Raw genomic sequence first — 25,899 nt, 5'->3', positions numbered from 1 at the left:
GCCATTTCCGCTGTCCGTTCCCAAGCAACCCGAGCCGTTCAAGGCGGCGCGTGCGCTGGTTCGGCGCTAATCCTGATCCCGCGCCGACCGCTGGCACGGATGATCCGCATATAGAGAATTTCCTGGAATAGTTCTAGACAGTCGAAAGACGAATTTGCGTGAGCCGGAAACGGCTCCGAAACGGTGCTTCCGGGACGGGCAAGAATGCGGCTGATCGCCGAAAATTTAGGCGGCGAGCGCGGCGGCGAGACGGTTTTCTCCAATATCGGCTTTGCGCTCGACCAGGGCGAGGCGCTCATCGTCACCGGCCCGAACGGCTCGGGCAAATCGACTCTGCTGAGAATTGTCGCCGGTCTGCTGCCGGTTGCCGGGGGCAAGGTGCTTGTCGAAGGCGGGGGCGAGGTTTTTCCGACCGTCGCCTCCGCCTCGCATTATCTAGGTCATCTCAACGCAATGAAGGCGGCGCTCAGCATCGAGGAGAATCTCGGCTTCTGGCGGGCTTTCCAGGGCGAACCGGCGTTGAGCGTCGACGAGGCGCTGGAGACGGTTGCGCTCGGCGGCCTCGGGCATCTGCCCTTCGGCTATCTGTCGACCGGGCAAAGGCGGCGGGTGTCGATCGCCAAGCTTCTGGTCAGCAGGCGGCCGATCTGGCTGCTCGACGAGCCGACGGCGGGGCTGGACAAGGCGTCGGAGGAAAGGTTCGCGGGGCTGATGCGGGGCCATCTCGAGGATGGAGGGATCGTGGTGGCGGCCACGCATTTGCCGCTGGGGCTGGAGCGGGCGAAGGCGTTGGGGATGGGGCAGGTTCTTTGATGTCGGTGCTCTACGGCGCCCCCCTCTGGCCTGCCGGCCATCTCCCCCACTTGGGGGGAGATCAGACGTCGCCGGCGATTTCGCCAATAGCCGACGTCGAAAGAGTAAGCGGGGCGCCGAAACGGCCAATCTCCCCCCTTGTGGGGGAGATGTCCGGCAGGCCAGAGGGGGGCGCGAAGGAACGCAAACCTTGCAAAGGAACCACGACGTAATGTGGTCCCTCTTCCTCCGCGACATCCGCCTCTCCATCCGCGCCGGCGGCGGCGCCTTGATCGGCGTCATCTTCTTTCTCGCCGTCATCGTCACCATACCGTTCGGCGTCGGGCCCGACCTCAACCTGTTGTCGCGCATCGGCCCGGCGATCCTGTGGATCGCAGCCCTGCTCGCCTGCCTGCTCGGCCTCGACCGGCTGTTCCAGGCCGACCGCGAGGACGGCTCGCTCGACCTCCTGGTGCTCAACGGCGACCGTCACATGCTGGCATTGACGGTGCTGACGAAATGCCTGGCGCATTGGACGGGCAGCGTGCTGCCGCTGGTGGTCGCGGCACCCCTGCTCGGCCTGTTCATGAACATGGAGCCGCTGGGGATCGGCGCCACGGCGCTCACGCTACTCGTCGGCACGCCGGCCATCACCTTCATCGGCGCGGCGGGTGCGGCAGTGGCGGTGGCGCTGCCGCGCGGCGGGCTTTTGATTTCGGTCCTGGTGCTGCCGCTCACCATTCCAGTGCTGATATTCGGCGTTTCGGCAAGCTATGGCGCCGTCGCCGATCCGGCGCCGTTCCTGCAGCCCTTCCTCATTCTTGCCGCGCTGACACTGTTTCTTGCCGTGGTCGGGCCGCTGGCCGCGGCGCTCGCATTACGGCACGGGACGGATTGATGTGGCCGCTGCGGATTGAGAACCCGATCTTTCTGCAAAATATCTACGGCAACTACCCCGATCTGTCGTCCGTCGAGGTCACGTCAGCCGATATGAACCGCGACGGGCCCTGCATGCGTCTGTCGTTCATTTCGACGGTGCTCCCCTATCGCCCTCCCGCCAAATGGCGCGAGTTCAACGCGGTATCCTTTACCCTGGAGTTCATGGCGGTCGAGACGATCAGCCTTCGCAAATTCCGTAGTCACGGCTCGAGTGCGATCCGGATGTGGGACGAGGACGGCAAGATACTGCTTAACTGCGAGGGAGCGGTCCGGCTGTCGCTGACGTGCCGGTGGATGCGCATCATCGGCATAACCGGCATCCTGCAGTCAGGCTCGTTGTGACCGCAAATCCGCCGCAGACGGCGTTCATTGCGGCCGGCGATCGGCATCGCTATGAACGACCGTCACAAGTTTTGGATCGAGAATGAGCGCGCACGCCCTCTTCGTCACCGCTGCCTATGCCATCACAGCGATCGTGCTGGCTGCGCTGATCGGCTGGATCCTGCTCGACCAGCGGGCGCGCAAGCGCGAGCTCGCGGCGCTGGAAGCTGCTGGTGTGCGCAGGCGTTCCGACAAATCCGGAGCGGCAAAATCGTGAGTAACGAAACCGAAGCGCAGGCGCCGCGCCGCCGCTTGTTCGTGCTTTTGCCGCTCTTGGTATTTCTGGGACTGGCGGGGCTGTTCCTGTCGCAGCTTCTGTCGGGCCGCGACACTTCCGAAATCCCCTCGGCGCTGATCGGCCTGCCGGCGCCGCAGACCAGCCTGCCGCCGCTCGAAGGGGTGAACCTGCCGGGGCTCGATTCCAAAAGTTTTGCTGGCAGGGTGACGCTGGTCAATGTGTTCGCGTCCTGGTGTGCGCCGTGCCGCGAAGAGCATCCGGTGCTGCTCGGCCTGTCGCAGGACAAGAGCTTCACGCTTGCGGCGCTGAACTACAAGGACCAGCCGGAAAATGCCCGCCGCTTCCTCGGCGATCTCGGCAATCCGTATCAGGCGATCGGAGTCGACCCGGCCGGACGCGCGGCAATCGACTGGGGCGTCTATGGCGTGCCGGAAACCTTCGTCGTCGGCAAGGACGGCAAGATCGCCTACAAGCATGTCGGGCCGCTGACGCCCGACTCTGTGAAGGCGCTGCTGTTGCCGCAGATCGAGAAGGCGCTGGCGGCGCCGGGTTGACGCCCCCTCATCCGGCCGCTTCGCGGCCACCCCGAGGGGAGAAGAGGTTGGCGCCGGCGCTTACCTACTCCTCTCCCCTGGGGGAGAGGTCGGATTGCCCCGAATTGCCCTTCGCAATTCGGTTGGCAATCCGGGTGAGGGGGATCTCCCCTCGACCGGAAGACTCAGCCGTAGATCTGCTTGTGGATCTGATAGAGCATCTCGGAACGGTCGGCGCGCAGATCGGCGAGATCGCGGCCGGACAGGTTCTCGATTTCGGCGACGAGGCGGTTGTACTGGCGGCGCTTGGCGATGCTGGCGCGGGCGCGGGAGACAAGATTGTCGAACATGACAGGGTTCCTTTCATGCCGCACTGGTGCGGCCGGTTGTTCCTCCCTGACGATTGCCAGCATGACATAGGAATGGTGCGTTGCAAAAGAAAGATGTTGCAATGCACCATTGCAACCAGCGCATAGCGGGTTAACCGCGGGCTAACCGGTCCCCGCATCCGGCATGGCGACCTGCGACGCACGCTTCACGCATTTCTCATCCGTTTTGTCATACAAATTACAGGCCTGCCGTCTTGCCAGATTGCCCTCAGGCTGGCTTGATCCGCCCGTCACCTGATGCTGGGAGGAAACGCATGGCGGCCGCTGACTATTACGAAGTTCTCGATCCGCGCTTCGCGCGCCTGTTCAACGGCAGCGCGCAGGTGGAAAAGCTGTTCACCGGATGCCGCTGGGCGGAAGGGCCGGCATGGTTCGCCGCCGGCCGCTATGTCGTCTGGTCCGACATCCCGAACAACCGCATGCTGCGCTATGACGAGACCGACGGCAGCGTCAGCGTGTTCCGGCAGCCGTCCGGCAATTCCAACGGCAACACGGTCGACCGGCAGGGACGGCTGGTGACCTGCGAGCATTCCGGCCGCCGCGTTAGCCGCACCGAATTCGACGGCTCGGTCACCACCATCGCCGACAAATGGAAAGGCAAGCGACTGAACTCGCCCAACGACGTGGTGGTGCGCTCTGACGGCTCGATCTGGTTCACCGATCCTAGCTACGGCATCGACACAGACTATGAGGGCGACAAGGCCGAAAGCGAGATCGGCAACTGCAACGTCTACCGCGTCGACCCGGATACCGGCGATGTCGAGGCCGTCATCACCGACATGGTGCGGCCGAACGGGCTCGCCTTCTCGCTGGACGAAAGCCTGCTCTATGTTGTCGACACCGGCCGCACGCATGGCGAGAAGAACCCGGCGCATATGCGGGTCTTCAATGTTGGCAAGCACGGCAAGAAGGTTTCCGGCGGCAAGGTGTTCGCCGACTGCACCGCCGGCCTGTTCGACGGGTTCCGGCTCGATTCCGACGGGCGTATCTGGACAAGCGCTGCCGACGGCATCCATTGCTACGACCCGGACGGCACGCTGATCGGCAAGGTCAAGGTGCCGGAAGTGACCGCCAACTGCGTGTTCGGCGGCAACAAGCTCAACTGCCTCTACATCGCCGGCACCACCTCGCTCTATATGGTGCGGCTGATGGTGAACGGGGCCAAGACCTATTGAAGCTGTTCAGGGCGCTTCTCTGGCCATTGTTGGCCTTTCTGCGCATTCCCGCAGCGCCGGCCGCGCTGCGGTTCCCGCAACCAACGCCATCCGCTTTGCCGGAGCGAATTGCCAAACCGTCGCCCGACGCCAACCGGCAGAACCCAAGGGGAGGACATCATGCCATTCGTCAACATCCGCATCGTCAAGGAAGTGATCGCCGCCGATCCGGCCGGCAAGAAGGCTGACATCGCCAAGAAGGTGACGTCAGCCATCATGGACGCCACCGGGCTTGGCAACAACGATGTCTGGGTGGTGTTCGAGGAGGTCAATGCCCGCGACTGGTATGTCGGCAAGACCGATGTCGAGACGCTTCGGAAGGGGTAGGGCTCTCCCTTCTCCCCTTGTGGGAGAAGGTGGCCTTGCTAAGCGAGGTCGGATGAGGGGTGTTCCAGCTTGGCGACACCGTTCGTGCAGCGACGAGGTCGCCAACGTCTCACTCCGCTGGAACACCCCTCATCCGTCTCGGCGCTGCGCGCCGATCCACCTTCTCCCACAAGGGGAGAAGGGAAGACCACTCATCGCCCGCGCATAAACTCCACGAAGCCCTGGACCACATCGCGCATCGCTTGGCAGTTCGCGGGCTGTGCCAAAATAGCCTCCACCTCCCCCAGCTTCTTCCCCAGCAGCGCGATCTCCAGCGCCGGCTCCTCATACATCGCGAACGACATTGTCCGCATCACCTCGGCGAGCGCCGCCCGCGCGTAGAGCGAGCGGGGCGAGGCGTGGACCAGCATCGCAGGCTTGCCGACGGCGGCGTCGCGCGACACCAGCCAGTCGAGCGCGTTCTTCATGCCGCCGGGCACGCCATGCGCATATTCCGGGCAGGAGACGATGACACCATCAGCCCGGGTGATCATCTCGATCAGGCGCACGGCTTCCGGCGGCGTCCGCTCGCCCTCATCGTCCGGATTGAAGATCGGCAGGCGGCCGAGGCCGTCATAAACCTCGACACGGCAGTCCGCGGGCGTATTGGCGGCCAAAGCCGCCAGCAGGGCGGAGTTCGTCGAGGCGGCGCGCAGGCTGCCGGATATGGCAATGATTTCGATCAAGGGAGAGCCGGACGAAAGATGAGTCGTCCGCAAAGCCTACCACATGGTCTGCCGGTAATCGTCGTCCAGCTCGCGGTCGATCTCGCCGGCGCTTTCGGTTAATGCCAGCTGGTCGCGGATGATCTGGCCGAGCGTCGGCAGGGTGGCGCGGTCGTACCAGGTCTCGGGCTTCCACAGATCGGAGCGCATGAAGGCCTTGGCGCAGTGCATGTAGGCGGCCTTGACCGTCACCACGATCACGCTCTGCGGCTCCTTGCCGTCGACGGCCAGCCGCCCGCGCAGGCCGGAATCGACCGTGATGCGAGCGTCGCCGTTGACGCGCAGCGTCTCGTTCATGCCGGGGATGAGGAAGAGCAGCCCGACCGACGGGTTGCGGATGATGTTTTCCAGCGTGTCCAGACGGTTGTTGCCGGGACGGTCTGGAATGGCGATGGTGTTGTTGTCGAGGATGGCGGTGAAGCCGGGCTTGTCGCCCTTGGGCGTCACGTCGGCATTGCCGGCGCCGTCGGAGGAGCCGATCAGCACGAAGGGGCTCTTGCCGATGAAGGAGCGGCAATGGCCGTCGAGGCTTTTCAGCTCCTTGCGGATCGGGCCGTCGGTCGGCCGGGGCGTCTTGTAAATCGTCCTCAGCTCGTCATGCGTGGTGAGGAATTCCATGTCGCCCCCTGACCCTTAGTTGCCGGCCTTCTCTTCCTTGGGTTTTTCCTCGAGCGAGTGGCGCATGATCAGCGGCATCTGGCTGAAGGTGAACAGCAAGGTGATCGGGATCGTGCCCCAGACCTTGAAATATAGCCAGGTCGCCTCGGAGAAGTTGCGCCACACGACCTCGTTGAGCACGGCCAGGAACAGGAAGAACAGGCCCCAGCGGAAGGTCAGCTTGCGCCAGCCCTCGGCATCGAGCTGGAAGGCGGAATCGAACACGTAGCCGAGCAGCGAGCGGCCGAACAGCAGCCCGCCGAGCAGGGTTACGCCGAACAGCGAATTGATGATCGTCGGCTTCATGAAGGCGAAGGTCTTGTCCTGCAGGTAAAGCGCGAGCGCGCCGAAGACGAAGACGACGATCGCCGACACGAGCGGCATCAGCGGCAGGCTGCGCGTCAGCAGCCAGGAAGCGCTCAGCGAAAGCGCGGTCGCGACCATGAAGAAGGCGGTGGCGATCAGGATCGGCTCGCCGAGATGGGTGAGCACCGGGAATTTCTCGGCCAGCCACTCGCCGCGGATGGTGGTGAAGAAGAACACCAGGCCCGGTCCCAGCTCGAGCAGGAATTTCAGGCCGGGGTTCATCGGCTTGCGGCGTGGATCGGACGGGTCGCGTTCGAGGATGTTCATAAAAGTCCTTGTTGCGCATGATCTGGCCGAAAAGCGGGCGGCCTTCCAAGATCACGCCTTTGTTCAGGCGACGCCGGCGATTGCCCTGGCGAATTCGCTGGCGGAAAACGGCTCGAGGTCGTCGACTTGCTCGCCGACGCCGATGAAATAGACAGGCAGCCGGTGCTTGGCGGCGATCGCCACCAGAATACCGCCGCGTGCCGTGCCGTCCAGCTTGGTCATCACCAGCCCGTTGACGCCGGCGACATTGCGGAAGATCTCGACCTGGTTCAGCGCGTTCTGGCCGGTGGTGGCGTCGACCGTCTGCAGCACGGTGTGCGGCGCTTCCGGATCGAGTTTTCCGAGCACGCGCACGATCTTCTCCAGCTCGGCCATCAGCTCGGTCTTGTTCTGCAGGCGGCCGGCCGTGTCGATGATCAGCACGTCGGAGCCGGCCTCCTTGGCCTTCTCGAAGGCGTCATAGGCAAGGCCCGCGGCATCGGCGCCGAGCTTGGTGGCGATGACAGGCGATTTCGTGCGCTCGCCCCAGATTTTCAACTGCTCGATCGCTGCGGCGCGGAACGTATCGCCGGCGGCCAGCATCACCTTGAGGCCGCCATCGGTGAGCTTGGCGGCCAACTTGCCGATGGTGGTGGTCTTGCCGGTGCCGTTGACGCCGACCACCAGGATGACATGCGGCTTATGGCTGAGGTCGAGCTCGAGCGGCTTTGCCACCGGGGTCAGGACCTTCTCCACCTCCGCCGCCATGACGGCGCGGACCTCAGAGTCGGAGACGTCGCGGCCATAGCGGCTGGAGGCGAGCGAATCGGTGACGCGCAGCGCCGTCTCGACGCCGAGATCGGCGCGGATCAGCACGTCCTCCAGGTCCTGCAGCGTGTCGTCGTCCAGCTTTCGCTTGGTGAAGACGCCGGCGATGTTGCCGGTGAGCTCGCGCGAGGAGCGGGCCAGCCCGTCGCGCATGCGCTGGAACCAGGAGCGTCGCGGCGCCGGCTCCGGCGCTTTTACCGGCTCGGCCTTCTGCTCGACCTTTTTCGCCACCGTCACCTTGCCGATGGAGGGGGATGGCGGCGGCACGGCCTCCGGCTCCGGTGCGATCTCGGCATGGATCGGCTGCGGCTCGACGGGCGCCGGCTGTCTAATGGGAGGCGCGATTTCCGCGTCGGCCTCGGCGGATGGTGCCAGATCCTCCGGAAGCTGGCGCTGCCCCTCACCCTTACCCTCTCCCCGTGAAGGACGGGGAGAGGGAGGCGCGGGCGTTGGAGCTTCTTCCTTCTCCCCGTCTCTATACGGGGAGAAGGTGCCGGCAGGCGGATGAGGGGCAGCGCCGACCTTTGCTGAGCTTGGCTCGACGGAAGGCGGCGCTGCTGGCGGAACCTCGATGGGTGTCGGCGTTTCAGCCGGAACCTCGCTCGGCGGCGTCGGCACTTCGACCGGCGCCGGCTCGGGCTGCGGTTCCGGGCGCGAAGGCTCGATGTCCGGCTGAGCTGGCGCGGGTGCGGGCACTTCCTGCGGCGCGGGTTCGGGCGCGGGCAAAGGCTCGGGTCGTGCCGGCGGCACTTCCTCCGGGGCCGGCGGCTCAGGCTTCTCAGGCGCCGGTTGCGGCTCTTCTTCCGGTTCAGGTTCCGGCAGCGGTTCCGGCTCGGCGGGAATTGTTGGCTCGGGTTCCGGCGGGATCGTTGGCGCCGGCTCGGGTATGGGCTCTTCGGGGGCAGGCTGAGGCGCGACCTCTACCTCCCCCTCGATGGGGGAGGTCCCGAGCGTAGCTCGGGGGTGGGGGTGACTGGCGCCAGCGTCGGCGCTATCACCCCGCCCCGCCACTTCGTGGCGACCCTCCCCATCGAGGGGAGGGTAGGGCGCGGCCTGATCGGCCTCCGGCTTCAGCGCGTCCAGCTGGTCCCATTTGATCGGCGGCAGCGGGGCCCCCTCGTCAACGCGCTCCTCGACGACCTCTTTCTTGCCGAACGAAAATATCTTCTTGAATAAACCAACCATGCGTCTCGCAGTTTCTCAGGCGGCTTGCGCGGCAAGCGGGGCCGCAATCAGTCGGGCGCCGTCATGGCCGGTGATGATGGCTTCGACGATCTCGCCGGGCGCACCGGCGTCGATCGCAGCCAGCGTAAAACCTTCGGTGCGGCCGAGCCCGTCGCGTTCGATCAGGATCGACTGCCGCGTGCCGGGGAGCGAGGTCAGATGACGGCGATAGGCGGCCTCGCCGGCGGCGCGCAATCTCGCGGCGCGCGCCTTCACCACCTCGCGGCGGACCTGCGGCATGCGCGCCGCGGGCGTGCCTTCGCGCGGCGAAAACGGGAAGACGTGCAGATGCGTCAGGCCGCATTCCTCGACGATCTTCTCCGAATTCTCGAACATCGCCTCGGTCTCGGTCGGGAAGCCGGCGATGATGTCGGCGCCGAAGACGATCCCGGGGCGCAGCTTACGCACGTCCTCGCAGAAGCGGATCGACTGGTCGCGCAGATGGCGCCGCTTCATGCGCTTCAGGATCATGTCGTCGCCAGACTGCAGCGACAGGTGCAGATGCGGCATCAGCCTTGGCTCGGTGGCGATCGCCTCGAGCAGGTCGTCGTCGGCCTCGATGGAATCAATTGAGGACAGCCGCAGCCGCTTAACGTCCGGCACCTGCCTGAGAATGGTCTTCACCAGTTTTCCAAGCTTCGGGCTGCCCGGCAGGTCAGCGCCGAAACTGGTCATGTCGACGCCGGAAAGCACGATCTCGGCATAGCCGTTGCCGGCAAGGCGCTTCACCTGCTCGACCACGGCGCCCATCGGCACGGAACGCGAATTGCCGCGGCCATAGGGGATGATGCAGAAGGTGCAGCGATGGTCGCAACCATTTTGCACCTGCACGAAGGCGCGCGCCCGGCCTTCGATGGCGTCGACCATGTGGCCTGCCGTCTCGCGCACCGAAAAGATGTCGTTGACGCGCGCCTTCTCGGTGTCGTTGACGCCGAAATCGGGCAGCGCACGATAGGAGTTCGCCTTGAGCTTTTCCTCGTTGCCAAGCACGAGGTCGACCCCGTCCATGGCGGCGAAATTCTGCGGCTCGGTCTGCGCCGCGCAGCCGGTGACGATGATGCGGGCTGAAGGGTTCTCGCGGCGCGTCTTGCGGATCGCCTGCTTGGCCTGGCGCACCGCCTCTGCGGTGACCGCGCAGGTGTTGAAGATGACGGCGCCGCCTTGCAGCGCGCCGAGGCCGGCGCTTTCGGCCTCGCGGCGCATCACTTCCGATTCATAGGTGTTGAGGCGGCAGCCGAAGGTGACGACGTCGATGCCCTTGCCGGTGGGGGCTTGGGCCGCGCCTTTTTCAAGGGCGGACATCAGGCGGCGCTTTCGGTGTCGCGGACCCAGGCGCCGGTCGAGGGATCGAAGCTGCCGGAAAATTCCCATTCGGCGGCGCCGGTCAGGATGACGTGGTCGTCGTCGCGCCATTCGACATGCAATTCGCCGCCGCCCGGCGTCATCAATGACACGCTGCGGCCGGTGCGCTTGGTGCGGGCGGCGGCAACCACGGCGGCGCAGGCGGCCGAGCCGCAGGCCTTGGTCAGGCCGGCGCCGCGTTCCCAGGTGCGGATGATCATGGTCTCGGGCGACGTGACCTGCGCCAGTGTGATGTTGGCGCGCTCGGGAAAGATCGGATGGTTTTCGAGCAGCGGGCCGAATCGGTCGAGTTCGTAGGACCAGACGTCGTTGTCGACCCAGAAGATCGCGTGTGGGTTGCCCATCGACACCGCCGAGGGCGAATGCAGCACCGGCGCGTCGATTGGGCCGATCTGCAATTCGATCATGCGGGTATCGCGGAACTCTTCCGCCAGCGGGATCTCCTGCCAGCCGAAGCGCGGCTTGCCCATGTCGACCGAGATCGTACCGTCGGGATGCTCTTGGGCATTCAGGATGCCGGCGCGGGTCTCGAAGGTGAAGTTCTTCTGGCCGGTCTCGGCGGCCAGAGCCTGGACGACGCAGCGCGTGCCGTTGCCACAGGCCTGCGCCCCGGATCCGTCCGAGTTCAGGATGTCTATATAATAGCCGGTGCCGGGCGTCCGCGCATCGTGGATCGCCATGATCTGGTCGAACCTGGTCGCCGCGTCGGCGTTGAGCGCGATCGCCGCCGCCGGCGTGACCCTGTCGGCACGGCCGCGCATATCGGCAACGATGATCTCGTTGCCGATGCCGTTCATCTTGGCGAAGGGGGCCCTGCCTGCCATCTAACCGGTCGTTCCAGTTCCATTTGGCCGCTATATGGCTGAAACGGCCCGGAATTACCAGTCCAGCCGAGTCTCTTATGTGACGGCGAAGACGCCTAGCACGAGCAGCAGGAAGAGGATCAGCACGATGCCGATCAGCACGCGCGCGCCCATGGCAGCGGCACCAGCCAGCGCCGGCATGCCGAGCAGGCTGGCGGCGGCGGCAATGATGAGAAGAATGATGATCCACCTGATCATGGGAAGCTCCGGCGAAATTGCGTCGCGAAACCAACGCGTTTCGCGGGCTCGGGTTCCTTCGTCAGATAGCCGGTATATCCCAGACCTCGCCGGGACGCATGGCGCGGAAACGCTCCGGCGGCAGGCCGTGGGCCTCGAGCGCCTCAGAAAGTTTCTGCGCCGGCTCCTCGAATGGCTCGTCGGTGAGGTGGAACGTGCCCCAGTGGCAGCCGGCAGCGTGGGCCGCGTTGCAGAGCTTCATGCCCTCTACGGCCTCTTCCGGGTTCTGGTGCTGCGGCGCCATGAACCAGCGCGGCTCATAGGCGCCGATCGGCAGGATGGCGAGGCGGAAGCCGCCATGCTTTTTTGCCATCAGCCGGTAGTTGATGCCGTCATGGAAGCCGGTGTCGCCGGCGAAATAGATGTTGCCGCCCGCCGTTTCGACGACGAAGCCAGCCCAAAGCGCCATACGGCGGTCGCGCCCGCCGCGCGCCGACCAGTGATGCGCCGGTTCGACATGGATGGCGGCTGCCCCGGCGTCGATCCTGTCGCCCCAATCATGCGCGCTGAGCCGCATGCCGGGCACGGCGCCGTGGATGATGGTGCCGTTGCCGAGCGGCGTGATGACGCGTGCGTCGTGGCTCTCCTTCAGCCGCCTCAGCGTGGCGAGGTCGAGATGGTCGTAATGATTGTGGCTGACCAGGATCAGGTCGATCGGCGGCAGGTCGGCAAAGGCGATCCCTGGCGCATTGACCCTTCTCGGGCCGGCGAAGGCGAAGGGCGAGGCCCGCTCTGACCAGACCGGATCGGTCAGGATGTTCAGGCCGGCGGTCTGGATGAGAAGCGAGGCGTGGCCGACCATCGTGAGCCTGAGCGCGCCGCCATCCACCCGACGCACTGGCTTCGCCTGCGGGTGAGGGCTCGGAACGGCGGCGGGCCATTTCGCCCGTCCGCCGCTGAATTGCCATCTGAGGAGATCGCTGAAGCGCCCCGGCGGCTTGCCGTCGGGATTGAAGAACAAGGCGCCGTCGAAATGATCGCTGGGCGGGCCGCTGTAGTAGCGGTTGGCGGTTCTTTTTCTCGCGGCCATTCTCACTCCGCCGGCTCGGTCCCCTCCTGAGATAAGGAGACGCCTGCCTGGCGCAAGCATTTTGCTGGCGAATGCCAATGGGCGGAATCCGCTTCATCTAGGATCGCGGGAGAGGGACGACCGCCATGGCGATGAAGCGAACCAGGACACCGTGGATGAAGGCCGAGGATTTCGGCCGCTCGCTGCCGCTTGGGGTCGGCGTCAACCTGCTGGTCACCGACATGGCGGCAATGGAAGCTTTCTGCCGCGACGTCCTTGGCGCCCGCATCATCTATGCCGACGAGGATTTCGCGGCGATCGAGCTTTTGGGCTCGGTCTTCATGCTCCATGCCGACCATTCCTATCTTGACAATCCGATGACCGGGGTCACTTCGAGTGCCGAGACACGCGGCGCCGGCATCGAATTGCGCCTCTACGGCGCCGATCCGGATGCGGTCGAGATAAAGGCGGCGGCGCTCGGCCACATCGTGCTGGCCGGCTCCATCGACAAGCCGCATGGCCTGCGCGAATGCTACATCGTCGGCCCGGATGGCTATGTATTCGTGCCGAGCGCCCGGATTTAATGCCGATCTCTCAACGGCTTAGACGAATTCCACGGCGCGGCTTTCCGGCGGCGTACGCTTGCTGCGATAAATTTGCAACATCCGGCTCGAAAACCCTATTTTAACCATATCGGGTTGAAATTCTGCCACCTTCGCCATCTTGGTGGAGCGGAGATTACGCGGATGGCTCCCCGGCCGGATCCGACGGAGGTTTTGATGAATTTTTCGATGACCCGCCCCTTTTCGCGGTCCCCCCTCTTTTCGCGGACCGGTCTTGTGGCCGTATCGCTGGCCGCGCTGGTCGCCAGCGGCTGCTCGACTTCACGCTTCTCGTCGATGGACGACCAGCAGCCGGCGCCGCTGACGCCGGCGCCGTCCGGCACGGTGACGCAGAATCAGCTGCCGCCGCCGGCCGCTCCCGGCACCACCGATCCGTCGCAATTCCCGACCGCGCCGAAAAACACCCAGGTCGCTTCGCTGCCGCCGGACGGCACCGCGCCCGCCGGCGCCACCGATCTCACCGCGGCCAGTGTCGCCGGCGTGTGGAGCGTCAATGTCTCCGGGCAGAGCTGCAAGGTGGCGACGCCGCAGACCAAATTCGGCGCCGGCTACCGCGCCGGTCCGCTGCACTGCCCGGCGCCGATCGACGGCATCAAGTCGTGGAATGTCGCCGGCAAGCAGCTGACGCTCTACGACGAAAATGGCGGCCCGCTGGCCAGGCTCTATTCGTCAGGCGGCGAAAAGTTCGACGGCCAGACTTCCAATGGGCAGCCCATCTCGCTTACAAGGTAGGCTATGCTGATATTCAGGTGATGCCGGCCTGCGAATTGCGGCTTCCTGCGCTTCCGGTGCCCACGTACGAAAAGTACGCTCCGCTCCGGTTCTCGGAAGCCACCCTTCTCGGCTCGGCCTGACCTGAATCTCAACATAGCCCGGCGCCTCTTTAGAGCATTCTGCTCAAAGCAAATGACGTGAACCCATGCATCTGCGCGACGGCCTCCAGACCCATGCGACCGTCAGGCAGCGCTACGACCATCTCGTCCAGAGCGGCGCTGTCGAGCGCGATCCGGCGCAGGAGCATATCGTCGCCGCGCTCGATCGGTTGATCGACGAGATTTCGGCCAAAAGACTGGCGCAGAAATCGAGCGCGCTGGGCTGGCTGTTCGCGGCCAAGCGGCAGCCGCGCGAGCCGGTCAAGGGCCTCTACATCCATGGCGGCGTCGGGCGCGGCAAGACCATGCTGATGGACATGTTCTTCGAGCTCTTGCCGGTCCGCCGCAAGCGCCGCGTGCATTTCAACGATTTCATGGCCGATGTGCAGGACCGGATCCAGAAGCACCGGCAGGCGCGCAAGGAGGGCACGGTCAAGGAAGACGATCCGATACCGCCGGTCGCCCGCGCGCTTGCCGATGAAGCCTGGGTGCTTTGCTTCGACGAGTTCTCTGTCACCGACATTGCCGACGCCATGATCCTGTCGCGCCTGTTCTCGGCGCTGTTCGCCAATGGCGTGGTGCTGGTCGCCACCTCCAACGTGGCGCCGGAGAACCTTTATCGCGACGGGCTGAACCGCCAGCTCTTCCTGCCTTTCATCTCGCTGCTCGAGCGCAATGCCCATATGATGACGCTCGATGCCGACAAGGACTACCGGCAGGAAAAGCTCAACCGGCAGCCGGTCTATGTCACGCCGGACGACGTCGCGGCCGCGCGCGCGCTGGACGAGGCATGGCAGGCGATGACGCATGGCCAGGCGACCGGCGAGGTGACGCTGACGCTGAAGGGCCGTCAGTTGGTCGTGCCACGCGCCGCCGGCGACGCGGCGCGCTTTTCCTTTGCCGACCTCTGCGAAAAGCCGCTCGGCGCGCGCGACTATCTGGCAATCGCCGGCCGCTTCTCGACCGTCTTCATCGACCATGTGCCGGTGCTGGGCGAAGGCAAGCGCAATGAGGCCAAGCGCTTCATCCTTCTGATCGACACGCTCTACGACCACCATATGCGGCTGGTGATGAGCGCTGCGGCGGCGCCGGAAGGGCTCTACACGGCCAAACGCGGCACCGAAGTGTTCGAATTCGAGCGCACCGCCTCGCGCCTGGTCGAGATGCAGAGCCGCGACTGGCTGGACGGTTGGGCGGAACGGCGCAAGGACGAAGCGCCGGCAGAGGTAAGGCAGGCGCGGGGGTAGCTACAGCCGGCCATCGCAGCGATCCTTCGCGCCCCCCTCTGGCCTGCCGGCCATCTCCCCCACAAGGGGGGAGATTGGCAGCTTAGGCGCAGCGCTCATTCCTGCAATGTCGAGATTGGCGAAAGCGACGGCGACATCTGATCTCCCCGCAAGTGGGAGAGATGGCCGGCAGGCCAGAGGGGGGCGCTGTCCCGCCAGCGTCAGAAACTTGGCCATTAAATCACAAGGGCGTCATCGCCGGGATGAAGTCTTCTGATTCCACGTTCATTGTGTAAATTCTCCTCAGTCGGTCCACAAACTTTGACGTTTACGTAATTCCCAAAGCATCTAACCGATTGAAAACACTAAGCTCAAAATAATCGTTTGAATTTTTCCTTGGCCGGCGTTATTCGGTGCGGCCAAATCTCGCGGTTTCCCCGCATCCTTTCGGCCTCCCGGCCTCGTCACGACCTCGTCACAGACAAAGGGAAAACATCCTCACATGGCACGCAACAAGATAGCGCTCATCGGCTCGGGCATGATCGGCGGCACGCTCGCCCATATGATCGGCCTCAAGGATCTCGGCGACGTGGTGCTGTTCGATATCGCCGAGGGCATTCCGCAGGGCAAGGGCCTCGACATCGCCCAGTCTTCTCCCGTCGACGGCTTCGACTCCCGGCTGACCGGCGTCAACGACTATGCCGGCATCGAGGGCGCGGATGTGTGCATCGTCACCGCCGGCGTGCCGCGCAAGCCTGGCATGAGCCGTGACGATCTTCTCGGCATCAACCTCAAGGTCATGGAACAGGTCGGCGCGGGCCTCAAGAAGTACGCGCCGAAGGCTTTCGTCATCTGCATCACCAACCCGCTCGACGCGATGGTCTGGGCGCTGCAGAAGTTCTCAGGGTTGCCGACCAGCCATGTCGTCGGTATGGCCGGCGTGCTCGACAGCGCCCGCTTTCGCTATTTCCTGGCCGAGGAGTTCAAGGTCTCGGTCGAGGATGTCACGGCTTTCGTGCTTGGCGGCCATGGCGACTCGATGGTGCCGATGATCCGCTATTCGACGGTTGCCGGCATCCCGCTGCCGGATCTCGTCAAGATGGGCTGGACCTCGAAGGAGAAGCTCGACCAGATCGTGCAGCGCACCCGTGACGGCGGCGCCGAGATCGTCGGCCTGCTCAAGACCGGCTCGGCCTATTACGCGCCGGCGGCCTCGGCAATCGCCATGGCCGAGTCCTATCTCAAAGACAAGAAGCGCGTGCTGCCCTGCGCCGCGCATCTTTCCGGACAGTATGGCGTCAAGGGCACCTATGTCGGCGTTCCCGTAGTGATCGGCGCCGGCGGTGTCGAGCGCGTCATCGAGATCGATCTGTCAAAGGGCGAGCAGAAAATGTTCGACAATTCGGTCGCGGCCGTCCAGGGCCTGACCGAGGCCTGCACCAAGATCGCGCCGCATCTGGCCGGCAAGTAACCCTCCGCGGAGACCAAGCGCATGAACATCCATGAGTATCAGGCCAAGGCGCTGCTGAAGACGTTCGGCGCGCCGGTCGCAAGTGGCGTTCCGGTATTCAAGGCAAGCGAGGCGGAGGCCGCCGCCAAGGCGCTGCCTGGTCCGCTCTATGTCGTGAAGAGCCAGATCCATGCCGGTGGCCGCGGCAAGGGCAAGTTCAAGGAGCTCGGCCCCGACGCCAAGGGCGGTGTTCGGCTGGCGAAGTCGGCGGCAGAGGTCGTCGCCAACGCCAACGAGATGCTCGGCCACACGCTGGTCACCAAGCAGACGGGGTCAGCCGGCAAGCAGGTCAACCGCCTCTATATCGAGGACGGCGCCGACATCGCCCGCGAGCTCTATCTGTCGATCCTGGTCGACCGCTCGGTCGGGCGCATCGCCTTCGTCGTCTCGACCGAGGGCGGCATGGACATCGAAACGGTCGCGCATGACACGCCGGAAAAGATCGTCACCGTCGCCATCGATCCGGAAAAGGGCGTCACGGCCGATGACGTGAAGACGCTCAATGCGGCGCTGAAGCTCGACGGCGACGCGGCCAAGGACGGCGGCACGCTGTTCCCGATCCTGTACAAGGCCTTCGTCGAGAAGGACATGAGCCTGCTCGAGGTCAACCCGCTGATCGTCATGAAGGATGGGCATCTGCGCGTGCTCGACGCAAAAGTGTCGTTCGACAACAACGCGCTCTTCCGCCACCCGGACGTGATGGAACTGCGCGACACCACCGAAGAGGACGAGAAGGAGATCGAGGCGTCGAAATACGACCTCGCCTATGTCGCGCTCGACGGCAATATCGGCTGCATGGTCAACGGCGCCGGCCTTGCCATGGCGACGATGGACATCATCAAGCTCTATGGTGCTGAGCCGGCTAACTTCCTCGACGTCGGCGGCGGCGCTTCGAAGGAAAAGGTCACGGCGGCGTTCAAGATCATCACCAAGGATCCGGCGGTCGAAGGCATCCTGATCAACATCTTCGGCGGCATCATGAAGTGCGATGTCATCGCCGAGGGCGTGATCGCGGCTGTCAAGGAAGTGGGCCTGAAGGTGCCGCTGGTCGTGCGTCTGGAAGGCACCAATGCCGAGCTCGGCAAGAAGATCATCAACGACAGCGGCCTCAACGTCGTCTCGGCCGACGACTTGGACGATGCTGCCAAGAAGATCGTCAAGGCGGTGAAGGGCTGAGCCGATGCCTCCGCGTAAGATAAACCTAGTCGAGGCGGCGGACGCGAAGATCGCCAAGGTCTTCGATCCGCACATCGCCGGCGACGTCAACGACAGCCAGGCCAAGGTCGCCAAGTTTGGCGAGATCTTCGACTGGCACGCGCATGACAATGAGGACGAAGCCTTCCTGGTGCTACGCGGCAGGATCGCCATCGATTTCCGCGACGGGTCGGTCGAGCTCGGCGAGGGCGATTTCATCGTCGTGCCGCGCGGCGTCGAGCATCGGCCGCGTTCGCTGACCAAGGAGCCCGTGGTGCTGATGTTCGAGCCGGCGACGACTTTGAACACCGGCAACGCCAAGAGCGATCTCACCGTCACCGATCTGAAGCGGCTCTGAGCCATGAACGCCTTCTCCTCTCTTTCGGACGGTCACCAACGCCTGCAGGCGCTGGTCGGCGCATGGCGTGGCGAGGAAGAGGTCGCTGCCACGCAATGGACCGATGCCGGCACGGCGACTTCCGAAGTGTTGGCCGAGGCTGAGTTCGGTGGCCTGTTCGTGGTGCGGCGCTATCGCCAGCACCGCGACGGTACGGTTTCGTTCGGCGCGCACAATGTGTTCGGCTACGACCAGCAGAAGGGCGCCGTCACCATGCATCAGTTCGATTCGATGGGGTTCGTGCCGATGTCACCGGCAACCGGCATGTGGAACGGCAATGAACTGGTCCTGGAGCGGTCGTCCTCGCGCGGCGCCGCCAGGGTGACATATGGTTTTGACGGCGCCGATACCTATCGCATGAAACTTGAGTTCAGACCTGCCGGCAGCGATGCCTGGCAAGACATGGTGAGCGGCCTCTACCGGCGCGTCTCGCCTTCCACGATCAACGGTTTTTAGAAAAGGGCCGCCATGTCCATTCTCGTCGACAAGAATACCAAGGTGCTGGTGCAGGGGCTGACCGGCAAGACCGGCACGTTCCATACCGAGCAGGCGCTGGCCTATCACGGCACCAAGATGGTGGGCGGCATCCATCCGAAGAAGGGCGGCGAGACCTGGACCGGCTCGAAGGGCGAAAGCCTGCCGATCTTCGCCACGGTGGCCGAGGGCAAGGCGAAGACCGGCGCCAACGCCTCGGTCATCTATGTGCCGCCAGCGGGCGCGGGCGAGGCCATCATCGAGGCGATCGAAGCCGAGATCCCGCTGATCGTCTGCATCACCGAAGGCATCCCGGTGATGGACATGGTCAAGGTCAAGGCGCGGCTCGACCGCTCGACCTCGCGGCTGATCGGTCCGAACTGCCCGGGCGTGCTGACGCCCGACGAGTGCAAGATCGGCATCATGCCCGGCAACATCTTCCGCAAGGGCTCGGTGGGCGTTGTTTCGCGCTCGGGAACACTTACCTATGAGGCAGTCTTCCAGACCACCAATGTCGGGCTCGGCCAGACCACGGCGGTTGGCATCGGCGGCGACCCGGTCAAGGGTACCGAGTTCATCGATGTGCTGGAGATGTTCCTCGCCGACGACGAGACCAAGTCGATCATCATGATCGGCGAGATCGGCGGTTCGGCCGAGGAAGACGCCGCGCAGTTCCTCAAGGACGAAGCCAAGCGCGGCCGCAAGAAACCCATGGCGGGCTTCATTGCCGGGCGCACGGCGCCGGCCGGCCGCACGATGGGCCATGCGGGCGCGGTGATCTCGGGCGGCAAGGGCGGCGCGGAAGACAAGATCGCGGCGATGGAATCGGCCGGCATCAAGGTTTCGCCCTCGCCGGCGCGGCTCGGCACGACGCTGGTCGAGGCGATCAAGGGTTAGTGAATAGTGCGTGGTGAATGGTGAATGGAAGGAACAACTGAATAGCGACGCAAAGCGGGCCGTTTCCCGATTTGTCTCTGGCCATTCACTATTCACCACTCACCATTCACTCCAAAAAGGAGACGGAGCCAGGCTCCGCAGACGAAAATGGCAAGACAAAATCAGGCCAACGACCAATTCTCGCTCACCTCATTCCTCTATGGCGGCAATGCCGACTATATCGAGGCGCTCCACGCGGCTTATGAGGACAATCCCGCCTCGGTCGATCCGGAATGGCAGGATTTCTTTGCGGCGCTGAAGGACGACGCGGGCGATGTGCGCAAGAACGCCAAGGGCGCCTCCTGGGCGAAGCCCTCCTGGCCGCTCACCGCCAATGGCGAACTGGTCTCGGCGCTCGACGGCAATTGGGGCCTGGTCGAAAAGACGATCGAAAAGAAGGTCAAGGAAAAGGCGGTCGTCAACGGCGCCGTGCTTTCCGACGCCGATGTGCACCAGGCGACGCGCGATTCGGTCCGCGCCATCATGATGATCCGCGCCTTTCGCATGCGCGGCCATCTGCATGCCAATCTCGATCCGCTCGGCATCGCCAAGCCGCTCGAGGATTATAACGAGCTGTCACCGGAGAATTACGGCTTCGCCGAGGCCGATTACGACCGGCCGATCTTCCTCGACAATGTGCTCGGCCTCGAATTCGGCACCATCCGGCAGATGCTGGACATCCTGACCCGCACCTATTGCTCGACGCTCGGCGTCGAGTTCATGCACATCTCCGATCCGGAAGAGAAGGCCTGGATCCAGGCGCGTATCGAAGGCGCCGACAAGGAAATCACCTTCACCGCCACCGGCAAGAAGGCGATCCTGTCGAAGCTGATCGAGGCCGAGGGCTTCGAGCAGTATATCGACGTCAAGTACAAGGGCACCAAGCGCTTCGGCCTCGACGGCAGTGAATCGCTGATCCCGGCGCTGGAGCAGATCGTCAAGCGCGGCGGCCAGCTCGGCCTCAAGGAAATCGTGCTCGGCATGGCGCATCGCGGCCGCCTCAACGTGCTTTCCCAGGTGATGGCGAAGCCCCATCGCGCCATCTTCCACGAATTCAAGGGCGGCTCGGCCGCGCCCGACGAGGTCGAAGGCTCGGGCGACGTGAAGTACCATCTCGGCGCCTCGTCGGACCGCGAGTTCGACGGCAACAAGGTGCATCTGTCGTTGACCGCCAACCCCTCGCATCTGGAAATCGTCGATCCGGTGGTGATGGGCAAGGCGCGCGCCAAGCAGGACCAGCTCGCCGGCCGCGAACGCGGCGAGGTCGTGCCGCTGTCGGAACGCGCCAAGGTGATGCCGCTGCTTTTGCATGGCGACGCCGCCTTCGCCGGCCAGGGCGTGATCGCCGAAATCCTCGGCCTGTCGGGCCTGCGCGGCCACCGCGTCGCCGGCACGCTGCACGTCATCATCAACAACCAGATCGGCTTCACCACCAATCCGCGCTTCTCGCGCTCCTCGCCCTATCCCTCGGATGTGGCCAAGATGATCGAGGCGCCGATCTTCCACGTCAACGGCGACGATCCGGAAGCGGTGGTGCATGCGGCGAAGGTCGCGACCGAATTCCGCATGAAGTTCCACAAGCCGGTGGTGGTGGATATGTTCTGCTATCGCCGCTTCGGCCACAATGAGGGCGACGAGCCGTCCTTCACCCAGCCGATCATGTACCGCAACATCCGCAGCCATAAGACGGTGGTGCAGGTCTATGCCGACCGGCTGATCGCCGAAGGCCACATCACCCAGGCCGAGGTCGACAAGATGCGGGCCGACTGGCGCGCGCATCTGGAATCAGAATGGGAAGTCGGCCAGAGCTACAAGCCCAACAAGGCCGACTGGCTGGACGGCGCGTGGTCCGGCCTGCGCACCGCCGACAATCAGGACGAACAGCGCCGCGGCAAGACAGCCGTGCCGGTGCGCACGCTGAAGGAGATCGGCAAGAAGCTGACTGAGGTGCCGAAGGATTTCGAGGCCCACAAGACGATCCTGCGCTTCCTCGAAAACCGCCGCCAGGCGATCGAGTCCGGCGAAGGCATCGACTGGTCGACGGCGGAGGCGCTGGCCTTCGGCGCGATCCTGCTCGACGGCAACCCGATCCGGCTCTCCGGCCAGGATTCGGAACGCGGCACCTTCTCGCAGCGCCATTCGGTGCTTTACGACCAGCGCGACGAGACACGGTACATCCCGCTCAACAACCTCTCGGCGGCGCAGGCCGGCTACGAGGTCATCAACTCGATGCTGTCGGAAGAGGCAGTGCTCGGCTTCGAATATGGCTACAGCCTTGCCGAGCCCAAGGCGCTGACGCTCTGGGAAGCCCAGTTCGGCGACTTCGCCAATGGCGCCCAGGTGGTGTTCGACCAGTTCATCTCCAGCGGAGAGCGCAAATGGCTGCGCATGTCGGGCCTCGTCTGCCTCTTGCCGCATGGCTATGAAGGCCAGGGGCCGGAGCATTCGTCGGCGCGGCTGGAGCGCTTCCTGCAGCTCTGCGCCGAAGACAATATGCAGGTCGCCAACGTCACGACGCCGGCCAACTATTTCCACATCCTGCGTCGGCAATTGAAGCGCGACTTCCGCAAGCCGCTGATCCTGATGACGCCGAAGTCGCTGCTGCGCCACAAGCGGGCGGTGTCGACGCTGCCGGAAATGTCCGGAGAAAGCTCGTTCCACCGCCTGCTGTGGGACGATGCGCAGCTCCTAGCTGACCAGCCGATCAAGCTGGTCAAGGACTCCAAGATCCGCCGCGTCGTGCTGTGCTCGGGCAAGGTCTATTACGACCTCTATGAGGAGCGCGAGAAGCGCGGCATCAACGACATCTACCTGTTGCGCGTCGAGCAGCTCTATCCGTTCCCGGCCAAGGCGCTGATCACCGAGCTGTCGCGCTTCCGCAATGCCGAGATGGTGTGGTGCCAGGAGGAGCCCAAGAACATGGGCGCCTGGTCGTTCATCGACCCCTATCTCGAATGGGTGCTGGCGCATATCGACGCCAAGCATCAGCGGGTGCGCTACACCGGACGGCCGGCTTCGGCATCGCCGGCAACCGGCCTGATGTCGAAGCATCTCAGCCAGTTGGCGGCGCTGCTCGACGACGCTCTTGGCGAATAAGCTGACGAAACAGACCTCAAGAAGACAAGAGAACGGACAGGCACAATGGCTACCGAAATCCGCGTCCCCACTCTGGGTGAATCCGTCACCGAGGCGACCGTCGGCAAGTGGTTCAAGAAGGTCGGCGACGCGATCGCCGCCGACGAGCCACTGGTCGAGCTCGAAACCGACAAGGTGACGGTGGAAGTGCCCGCCGCGGGCGCCGGGACGCTCTCCGAGATCACCGTCAAGGAAGGCGAGACGGTCAATGTCGGCGCGCTGCTCGGCTCGATTTCGGCGGGCGGCGCGGCCCCGGCCACGAAGCCACAGGCGGTGGCGCAGGCTTCCAGCCCGGATGCCGCTTCCACGGTCAAGCAGGCCGCCGCCGAGACCGCCAAGGTCGCCGGCGACGCCGGCCCGATCGAGCCGCGCACCATGCCGCCGGCGCCGGCAGCCGCGAAGCTAATCGCGGAGCACAATCTTTCGGTCGACCAGCTCTCCGGTTCCGGCAAGCGCGGCCAGGTGCTGAAGGGCGACGTGCTCGACGCCATCGCCAAGGGCGCGCCCTCGCAGCCGGCCGAGACGCCGAAGGCTGCTCCGGCGCCTGCGCCCGTCGCGGCCCGCGCGCCGTCGACTGCCGAGGATGCGCCGCGCGAGGAGCGCGTGCGCATGACCAAGCTGCGCCAGACCATCGCGCGCCGCTTGAAGGAAGCGCAGTCGACCGCCGCCATGCTCACAACCTTCAACGAGGTGGATATGAGCGCGGTGATGGCGCTCAGGGCCAAGTACAAGGACGTGTTCGAGAAGAAGCATGGCGTGAAGCTCGGCTTCATGGGCTTCTTCACCAAGGCGGTGACGCATGCGCTCAAGGAAATCCCGGCGGTCAATGCCGAGATCGACGGCACCGACATCATCTACAAGAACTTTGCCCATGTCGGCGTCGCCGTCGGCACCGACAAGGGCCTGGTGGTGCCGGTGGTGCGCGACGCCGACCAGATGTCCATCGCCGAGATCGAGAAGGAGATCGGCCGGCTGGGCCTCGCCGCGCGTGACGGCAAGTTGTCGGTCGCGGATATGCAAGGCGGGACGTTTACGATTTCCAACGGTGGCGTCTATGGCTCGCTGATGTCGACGCCGATCCTGAATGCGCCGCAGTCGGGCATCCTCGGCATGCACAAGATCCAGGACCGGCCGGTGGTGGTCGGCGGCCAGATCGTCATCCGCCCGATGATGTATCTCGCCCTCTCCTACGACCACCGCATCGTCGACGGCAAGGAAGCGGTGACCTTCCTGGTGCGCGTCAAGGAAAGCCTGGAGGATCCCGAGCGGCTTGTGCTCGATCTCTAAGGTTTGGCGCGGTGGCTGAAACGGTCGAGCCGATCGATCTATTCGAGCTTGTGGCGACAGGCCGGGCTGGGCCTGTCGAACTCGGAAAAAGCAGCCGTGAAGCCATCCGAGGCTTGATCGATCCCGAGGATGTGCGGGCGGATAATCATTATCGCCACGAGGACATCGAGTCGGCTTGGTGCATCTATGGTCGCAATTGCGAGTTCTTCTTCAGCCCCGATTTTCGTCTGAGATCGATTAGCGTCGAGCCCGTCTTCGGGAGACTGCAGCCTGGTGGAATGATGGCGACTTGGTACGGCGATCTCGACGTCGATGTCGGCCGGCATCCAGTGACCTTCGCGGGCACCAGCCCGATAGCCATACATACATTGCCCAAGGCATTGCAGTTCCTGAATGAGAGGGACTTCAAATGGGTAATCGGTGGCGGTCGCGAGCGCGACGTATATATTGAGCTGGCGGAGAGTTCTCGCGTCCTGACCCTCAAATATGAGGTGAACGCAATACCGGTCGACGGAAAGGATAACGTTGCGTTCGCGATAGATTATTTTCTTTCGAAGGTCTTCATCCTCGACCAAGCTGTTCAAGGCGGATAGCGGTGACGATCTGCTCTTTCTTGTTCGAAAGCCTTTCGACCGCATCGATAGCGGTCGGCATGACGATGATTCCGGCGGCAGCCCAGGCCGCCTGCCCGATCCAGCTGGCCGTCTATGGCGAGGCCCGGAGTGGCGCCGAGATCGACTTCACCCCGGCCGGTAGCTCGGCGACGATCACCAATGCCTTCCGCGTGATCCTCGACAACAATACCGTGCTCGACGGCATCGCCATGTGGACCGAGGGCAGCGCAGCACGACCGCATGGCTCGCTGATGTACAAATGCCCGACCGGCGACGTCACCGGCGAGGAGCTCGCCGCCTGCACGGTCTGGGAAGGCGTCATCTACAGCGCCGATGACAAGGGCGGCGTCGGCCTGTTGCCGGCCGAGGGCGCCGACGCGCCGCAAAACCTGATCCTGCCCGATCTCGGGCCGTCGCTCGAAATGTCGGCCGCCTATGGTCCCGCCGGCTTCTCCAAGGTGCCATGGGATATCTTCGTGCTGAAAGGCTGCCAGGAATGAGCGCCGAGAAAAAGACGCTGCTGGTCACCGGCGGCAGCCGAGGCATCGGCGCGGCCATCTGCCGGCAGGCGAGTGAGGCCGGCTATCGCGTGGCGGTCAACTACGTTTCCAATCAAGCGGCCGCGGATGCGCTGGTCGCCGAGCTCAACGCCGCGGGTGGCGATGCCTTCGCGGTGAAGGGCGATGTCGGCAACGAGGCCGATGTCATCGCGATGTTCGAGGCTGTGGACCGGGCCCTCGGCCGGCTCGACGCCTTCGTCAACAATGCCGGCATCGTCGACGTCAAGGCGCGGGTCGACGAGATGAGTGTCGAGCGTCTGGAGCGCATGATGCGCATCAACGTGGTCGGCTCGTTTCTGTGCGCGCGCGAGGCGGTGAAGCGCATGTCGACGCGGCATGGCGGCAACGGCGGCGCCATCGTCAACATCTCGTCTGCCGCCGCCAGGCTGGGCTCGCCGGGCGAATATGTCGACTATGCCGCCTCCAAGGGCGCGATCGACACCATGACCATCGGGCTCGCGCGCGAGGTGGCGCTGGAAGGTGTCCGCGTCAACGCGGTCAGCCCCGGCATCACCGAAACCGAGATCCATGCCTCGGGCGGGCAGCCGGACCGCGTGGCGCGGATGCAGGATCTGCTGCCGATGAAACGCGCCGGCACGGCGGACGAAGTCGCGAGCGCGGTCCTCTATCTTCTGTCGGACGCGGCCTCCTATATAACGGGCGCGATCCTCAATGTGAGCGGCGGCCGCTAGGCGCCACCAA

At 64.5% G+C, this 25,899-nt stretch carries 29 protein-coding genes; 20 read left to right on the top strand and 9 right to left on the bottom strand.

Annotation, left to right across the window (positions count from 1 at the left end; all coding sequences use genetic code 11):
* Positions 1 to 204 precede the first annotated feature (204 nt).
* The 5 genes from ccmA (at position 205) to CK230_RS29460 (ending at position 2,904) form a co-directional block, all read left to right on the top strand.
* Positions 205 to 813, top strand: coding sequence for a heme ABC exporter ATP-binding protein CcmA (gene ccmA, locus CK230_RS29485; protein ID WP_095820307.1), 609 nt, complete (start codon positions 205 to 207; stop codon positions 811 to 813).
* Between the two features lie 211 nt (positions 814 to 1,024).
* On the top strand, positions 1,025 to 1,690 hold the full coding sequence (gene ccmB / locus CK230_RS29475; protein WP_095820305.1) for a heme exporter protein CcmB: 666 nt from the start codon (positions 1,025 to 1,027) through the stop codon (positions 1,688 to 1,690).
* Positions 1,690 to 2,073, top strand: coding sequence for an Imm50 family immunity protein (locus tag CK230_RS29470; RefSeq protein WP_095820304.1), 384 nt, complete (start codon positions 1,690 to 1,692; stop codon positions 2,071 to 2,073). Before ccmB ends, CK230_RS29470 begins: the two co-directional genes overlap by 1 nt.
* An 82-nt stretch (positions 2,074 to 2,155) precedes the next feature.
* The gene (ccmD, locus tag CK230_RS29465) at positions 2,156 to 2,329 is read left to right on the top strand and encodes a heme exporter protein CcmD (protein ID WP_095820303.1); all 174 of its coding nucleotides are present in this window, start codon (positions 2,156 to 2,158) and stop codon (positions 2,327 to 2,329) included.
* Complete coding sequence (locus CK230_RS29460) at positions 2,326 to 2,904, top strand: DsbE family thiol:disulfide interchange protein (protein WP_095820302.1); 579 nt, start codon at positions 2,326 to 2,328, stop codon at positions 2,902 to 2,904. Before ccmD ends, CK230_RS29460 begins: the two co-directional genes overlap by 4 nt.
* A 164-nt stretch (positions 2,905 to 3,068) precedes the next feature.
* Here CK230_RS29460 and CK230_RS29455 read toward each other — a convergent pair whose 3' ends face one another.
* Positions 3,069 to 3,233: a hypothetical protein gene (locus tag CK230_RS29455; protein ID WP_245430090.1), complete on the bottom strand. Its 165-nt coding sequence runs from the start codon at positions 3,231 to 3,233 to the stop codon at positions 3,069 to 3,071.
* 293 nt (positions 3,234 to 3,526) lie between these two features.
* On the opposite strand from CK230_RS29455, the gene CK230_RS29450 reads away from it, so the two are divergent.
* Positions 3,527 to 4,447 (top strand): SMP-30/gluconolactonase/LRE family protein, encoded by a 921-nt coding sequence (locus CK230_RS29450; protein WP_095820301.1) that lies wholly within the window; start codon positions 3,527 to 3,529, stop codon positions 4,445 to 4,447.
* A gap of 159 nt (positions 4,448 to 4,606) precedes the next feature.
* Positions 4,607 to 4,813, top strand: coding sequence for a 4-oxalocrotonate tautomerase family protein (locus CK230_RS29445; protein ID WP_095820300.1), 207 nt, complete (start codon positions 4,607 to 4,609; stop codon positions 4,811 to 4,813).
* A gap of 191 nt (positions 4,814 to 5,004) precedes the next feature.
* Here CK230_RS29445 and CK230_RS29440 read toward each other — a convergent pair whose 3' ends face one another.
* The 8 genes from CK230_RS29440 to CK230_RS29405 form a co-directional block, all read right to left on the bottom strand.
* Entirely contained in the window at positions 5,005 to 5,538 is a 534-nt protein-coding gene (locus CK230_RS29440; protein WP_095820299.1) for an NADPH-dependent FMN reductase, read from the bottom strand.
* A gap of 36 nt (positions 5,539 to 5,574) precedes the next feature.
* Positions 5,575 to 6,195 (bottom strand): pyridoxamine 5'-phosphate oxidase family protein, encoded by a 621-nt coding sequence (locus CK230_RS29435; RefSeq protein ID WP_095820298.1) that lies wholly within the window; start codon positions 6,193 to 6,195, stop codon positions 5,575 to 5,577.
* Between the two features lie 15 nt (positions 6,196 to 6,210).
* Positions 6,211 to 6,867 carry a septation protein A gene (locus CK230_RS29430; RefSeq protein ID WP_095820297.1) on the bottom strand — a complete coding sequence of 219 codons (657 nt, stop codon included), beginning with the start codon at positions 6,865 to 6,867 and terminating at the stop codon, positions 6,211 to 6,213.
* Positions 6,868 to 6,930: 63 nt separating this feature from the next.
* Positions 6,931 to 8,859 (bottom strand): signal recognition particle-docking protein FtsY, encoded by a 1,929-nt coding sequence (gene ftsY, locus CK230_RS29425; protein ID WP_095820296.1) that lies wholly within the window; start codon positions 8,857 to 8,859, stop codon positions 6,931 to 6,933.
* A gap of 15 nt (positions 8,860 to 8,874) precedes the next feature.
* Complete coding sequence (gene mtaB / locus CK230_RS29420) at positions 8,875 to 10,200, bottom strand: tRNA (N(6)-L-threonylcarbamoyladenosine(37)-C(2))-methylthiotransferase MtaB (protein ID WP_095820295.1); 1,326 nt, start codon at positions 10,198 to 10,200, stop codon at positions 8,875 to 8,877.
* Positions 10,200 to 11,084 (bottom strand): diaminopimelate epimerase, encoded by an 885-nt coding sequence (dapF, locus tag CK230_RS29415; protein WP_095820294.1) that lies wholly within the window; start codon positions 11,082 to 11,084, stop codon positions 10,200 to 10,202. The genes mtaB and dapF overlap by 1 nt, the downstream gene beginning before the upstream one ends.
* 75 nt (positions 11,085 to 11,159) lie before the next feature.
* A complete protein-coding gene (locus tag CK230_RS29410; RefSeq protein WP_095820293.1) occupies positions 11,160 to 11,321 on the bottom strand; it encodes a DUF1328 family protein in 162 nt (53 codons plus the stop codon).
* Between the two features lie 61 nt (positions 11,322 to 11,382).
* Complete coding sequence (locus CK230_RS29405) at positions 11,383 to 12,390, bottom strand: MBL fold metallo-hydrolase (RefSeq protein ID WP_095820292.1); 1,008 nt, start codon at positions 12,388 to 12,390, stop codon at positions 11,383 to 11,385.
* A gap of 125 nt (positions 12,391 to 12,515) precedes the next feature.
* Here CK230_RS29405 and CK230_RS29400 point away from each other — a divergent pair, with 125 nt between their 5' ends.
* The 13 genes from CK230_RS29400 to CK230_RS29335 all read left to right on the top strand — a co-directional run bounded on the left by CK230_RS29400 (position 12,516) and on the right by CK230_RS29335 (position 25,889).
* A complete protein-coding gene (locus CK230_RS29400) occupies positions 12,516 to 12,953 on the top strand; it encodes a VOC family protein (RefSeq protein ID WP_095820291.1) in 438 nt (145 codons plus the stop codon).
* A gap of 207 nt (positions 12,954 to 13,160) precedes the next feature.
* On the top strand, positions 13,161 to 13,724 hold the full coding sequence (locus CK230_RS29395) for a protease inhibitor Inh/omp19 family protein (RefSeq protein ID WP_095820343.1): 564 nt from the start codon (positions 13,161 to 13,163) through the stop codon (positions 13,722 to 13,724).
* Between the two features lie 187 nt (positions 13,725 to 13,911).
* Entirely contained in the window at positions 13,912 to 15,111 is a 1,200-nt protein-coding gene (gene zapE, locus CK230_RS29390; RefSeq protein ID WP_095820290.1) for a cell division protein ZapE, read from the top strand.
* 481 nt (positions 15,112 to 15,592) lie between these two features.
* Positions 15,593 to 16,561 (top strand): malate dehydrogenase, encoded by a 969-nt coding sequence (gene mdh / locus CK230_RS29380; protein ID WP_095820288.1) that lies wholly within the window; start codon positions 15,593 to 15,595, stop codon positions 16,559 to 16,561.
* Between the two features lie 21 nt (positions 16,562 to 16,582).
* Complete coding sequence (gene sucC / locus CK230_RS29375) at positions 16,583 to 17,776, top strand: ADP-forming succinate--CoA ligase subunit beta (protein WP_095820287.1); 1,194 nt, start codon at positions 16,583 to 16,585, stop codon at positions 17,774 to 17,776.
* Between the two features lie 4 nt (positions 17,777 to 17,780).
* Positions 17,781 to 18,152 carry a cupin domain-containing protein gene (locus CK230_RS29370; protein ID WP_095820286.1) on the top strand — a complete coding sequence of 124 codons (372 nt, stop codon included), beginning with the start codon at positions 17,781 to 17,783 and terminating at the stop codon, positions 18,150 to 18,152.
* Positions 18,153 to 18,155: 3 nt separating this feature from the next.
* The gene (locus tag CK230_RS29365; protein ID WP_095820285.1) at positions 18,156 to 18,647 is read left to right on the top strand and encodes a DUF1579 family protein; all 492 of its coding nucleotides are present in this window, start codon (positions 18,156 to 18,158) and stop codon (positions 18,645 to 18,647) included.
* 12 nt (positions 18,648 to 18,659) lie between these two features.
* Positions 18,660 to 19,562, top strand: coding sequence for a succinate--CoA ligase subunit alpha (gene sucD, locus CK230_RS29360; RefSeq protein ID WP_095820284.1), 903 nt, complete (start codon positions 18,660 to 18,662; stop codon positions 19,560 to 19,562).
* A gap of 147 nt (positions 19,563 to 19,709) precedes the next feature.
* Positions 19,710 to 22,697, top strand: a complete 2,988-nt coding sequence (locus tag CK230_RS29355) for a 2-oxoglutarate dehydrogenase E1 component (protein ID WP_095820283.1) — start codon at positions 19,710 to 19,712, stop codon at positions 22,695 to 22,697.
* A gap of 45 nt (positions 22,698 to 22,742) precedes the next feature.
* On the top strand, positions 22,743 to 24,023 hold the full coding sequence (gene odhB, locus CK230_RS29350) for a 2-oxoglutarate dehydrogenase complex dihydrolipoyllysine-residue succinyltransferase (RefSeq protein WP_095820282.1): 1,281 nt from the start codon (positions 22,743 to 22,745) through the stop codon (positions 24,021 to 24,023).
* An 11-nt stretch (positions 24,024 to 24,034) separates the two neighbouring features.
* The gene (locus tag CK230_RS29345; protein ID WP_095820281.1) at positions 24,035 to 24,616 is read left to right on the top strand and encodes a hypothetical protein; all 582 of its coding nucleotides are present in this window, start codon (positions 24,035 to 24,037) and stop codon (positions 24,614 to 24,616) included.
* A gap of 59 nt (positions 24,617 to 24,675) precedes the next feature.
* Complete coding sequence (locus CK230_RS29340; RefSeq protein ID WP_095820342.1) at positions 24,676 to 25,137, top strand: hypothetical protein; 462 nt, start codon at positions 24,676 to 24,678, stop codon at positions 25,135 to 25,137.
* Positions 25,134 to 25,889 carry an SDR family oxidoreductase gene (locus tag CK230_RS29335; RefSeq protein WP_095820280.1) on the top strand — a complete coding sequence of 252 codons (756 nt, stop codon included), beginning with the start codon at positions 25,134 to 25,136 and terminating at the stop codon, positions 25,887 to 25,889. The genes CK230_RS29340 and CK230_RS29335 overlap by 4 nt, the downstream gene beginning before the upstream one ends.
* Positions 25,890 to 25,899: the final 10 nt, after the last annotated feature.

Origin of the sequence: Mesorhizobium sp. WSM3859 (genome assembly GCF_002295065.1) — a bacterium.
Taxonomy (GTDB): Bacteria; Pseudomonadota; Alphaproteobacteria; order Rhizobiales; family Rhizobiaceae; genus Mesorhizobium.
This window is presented reverse-complemented; position numbering and strand designations above follow the sequence as displayed.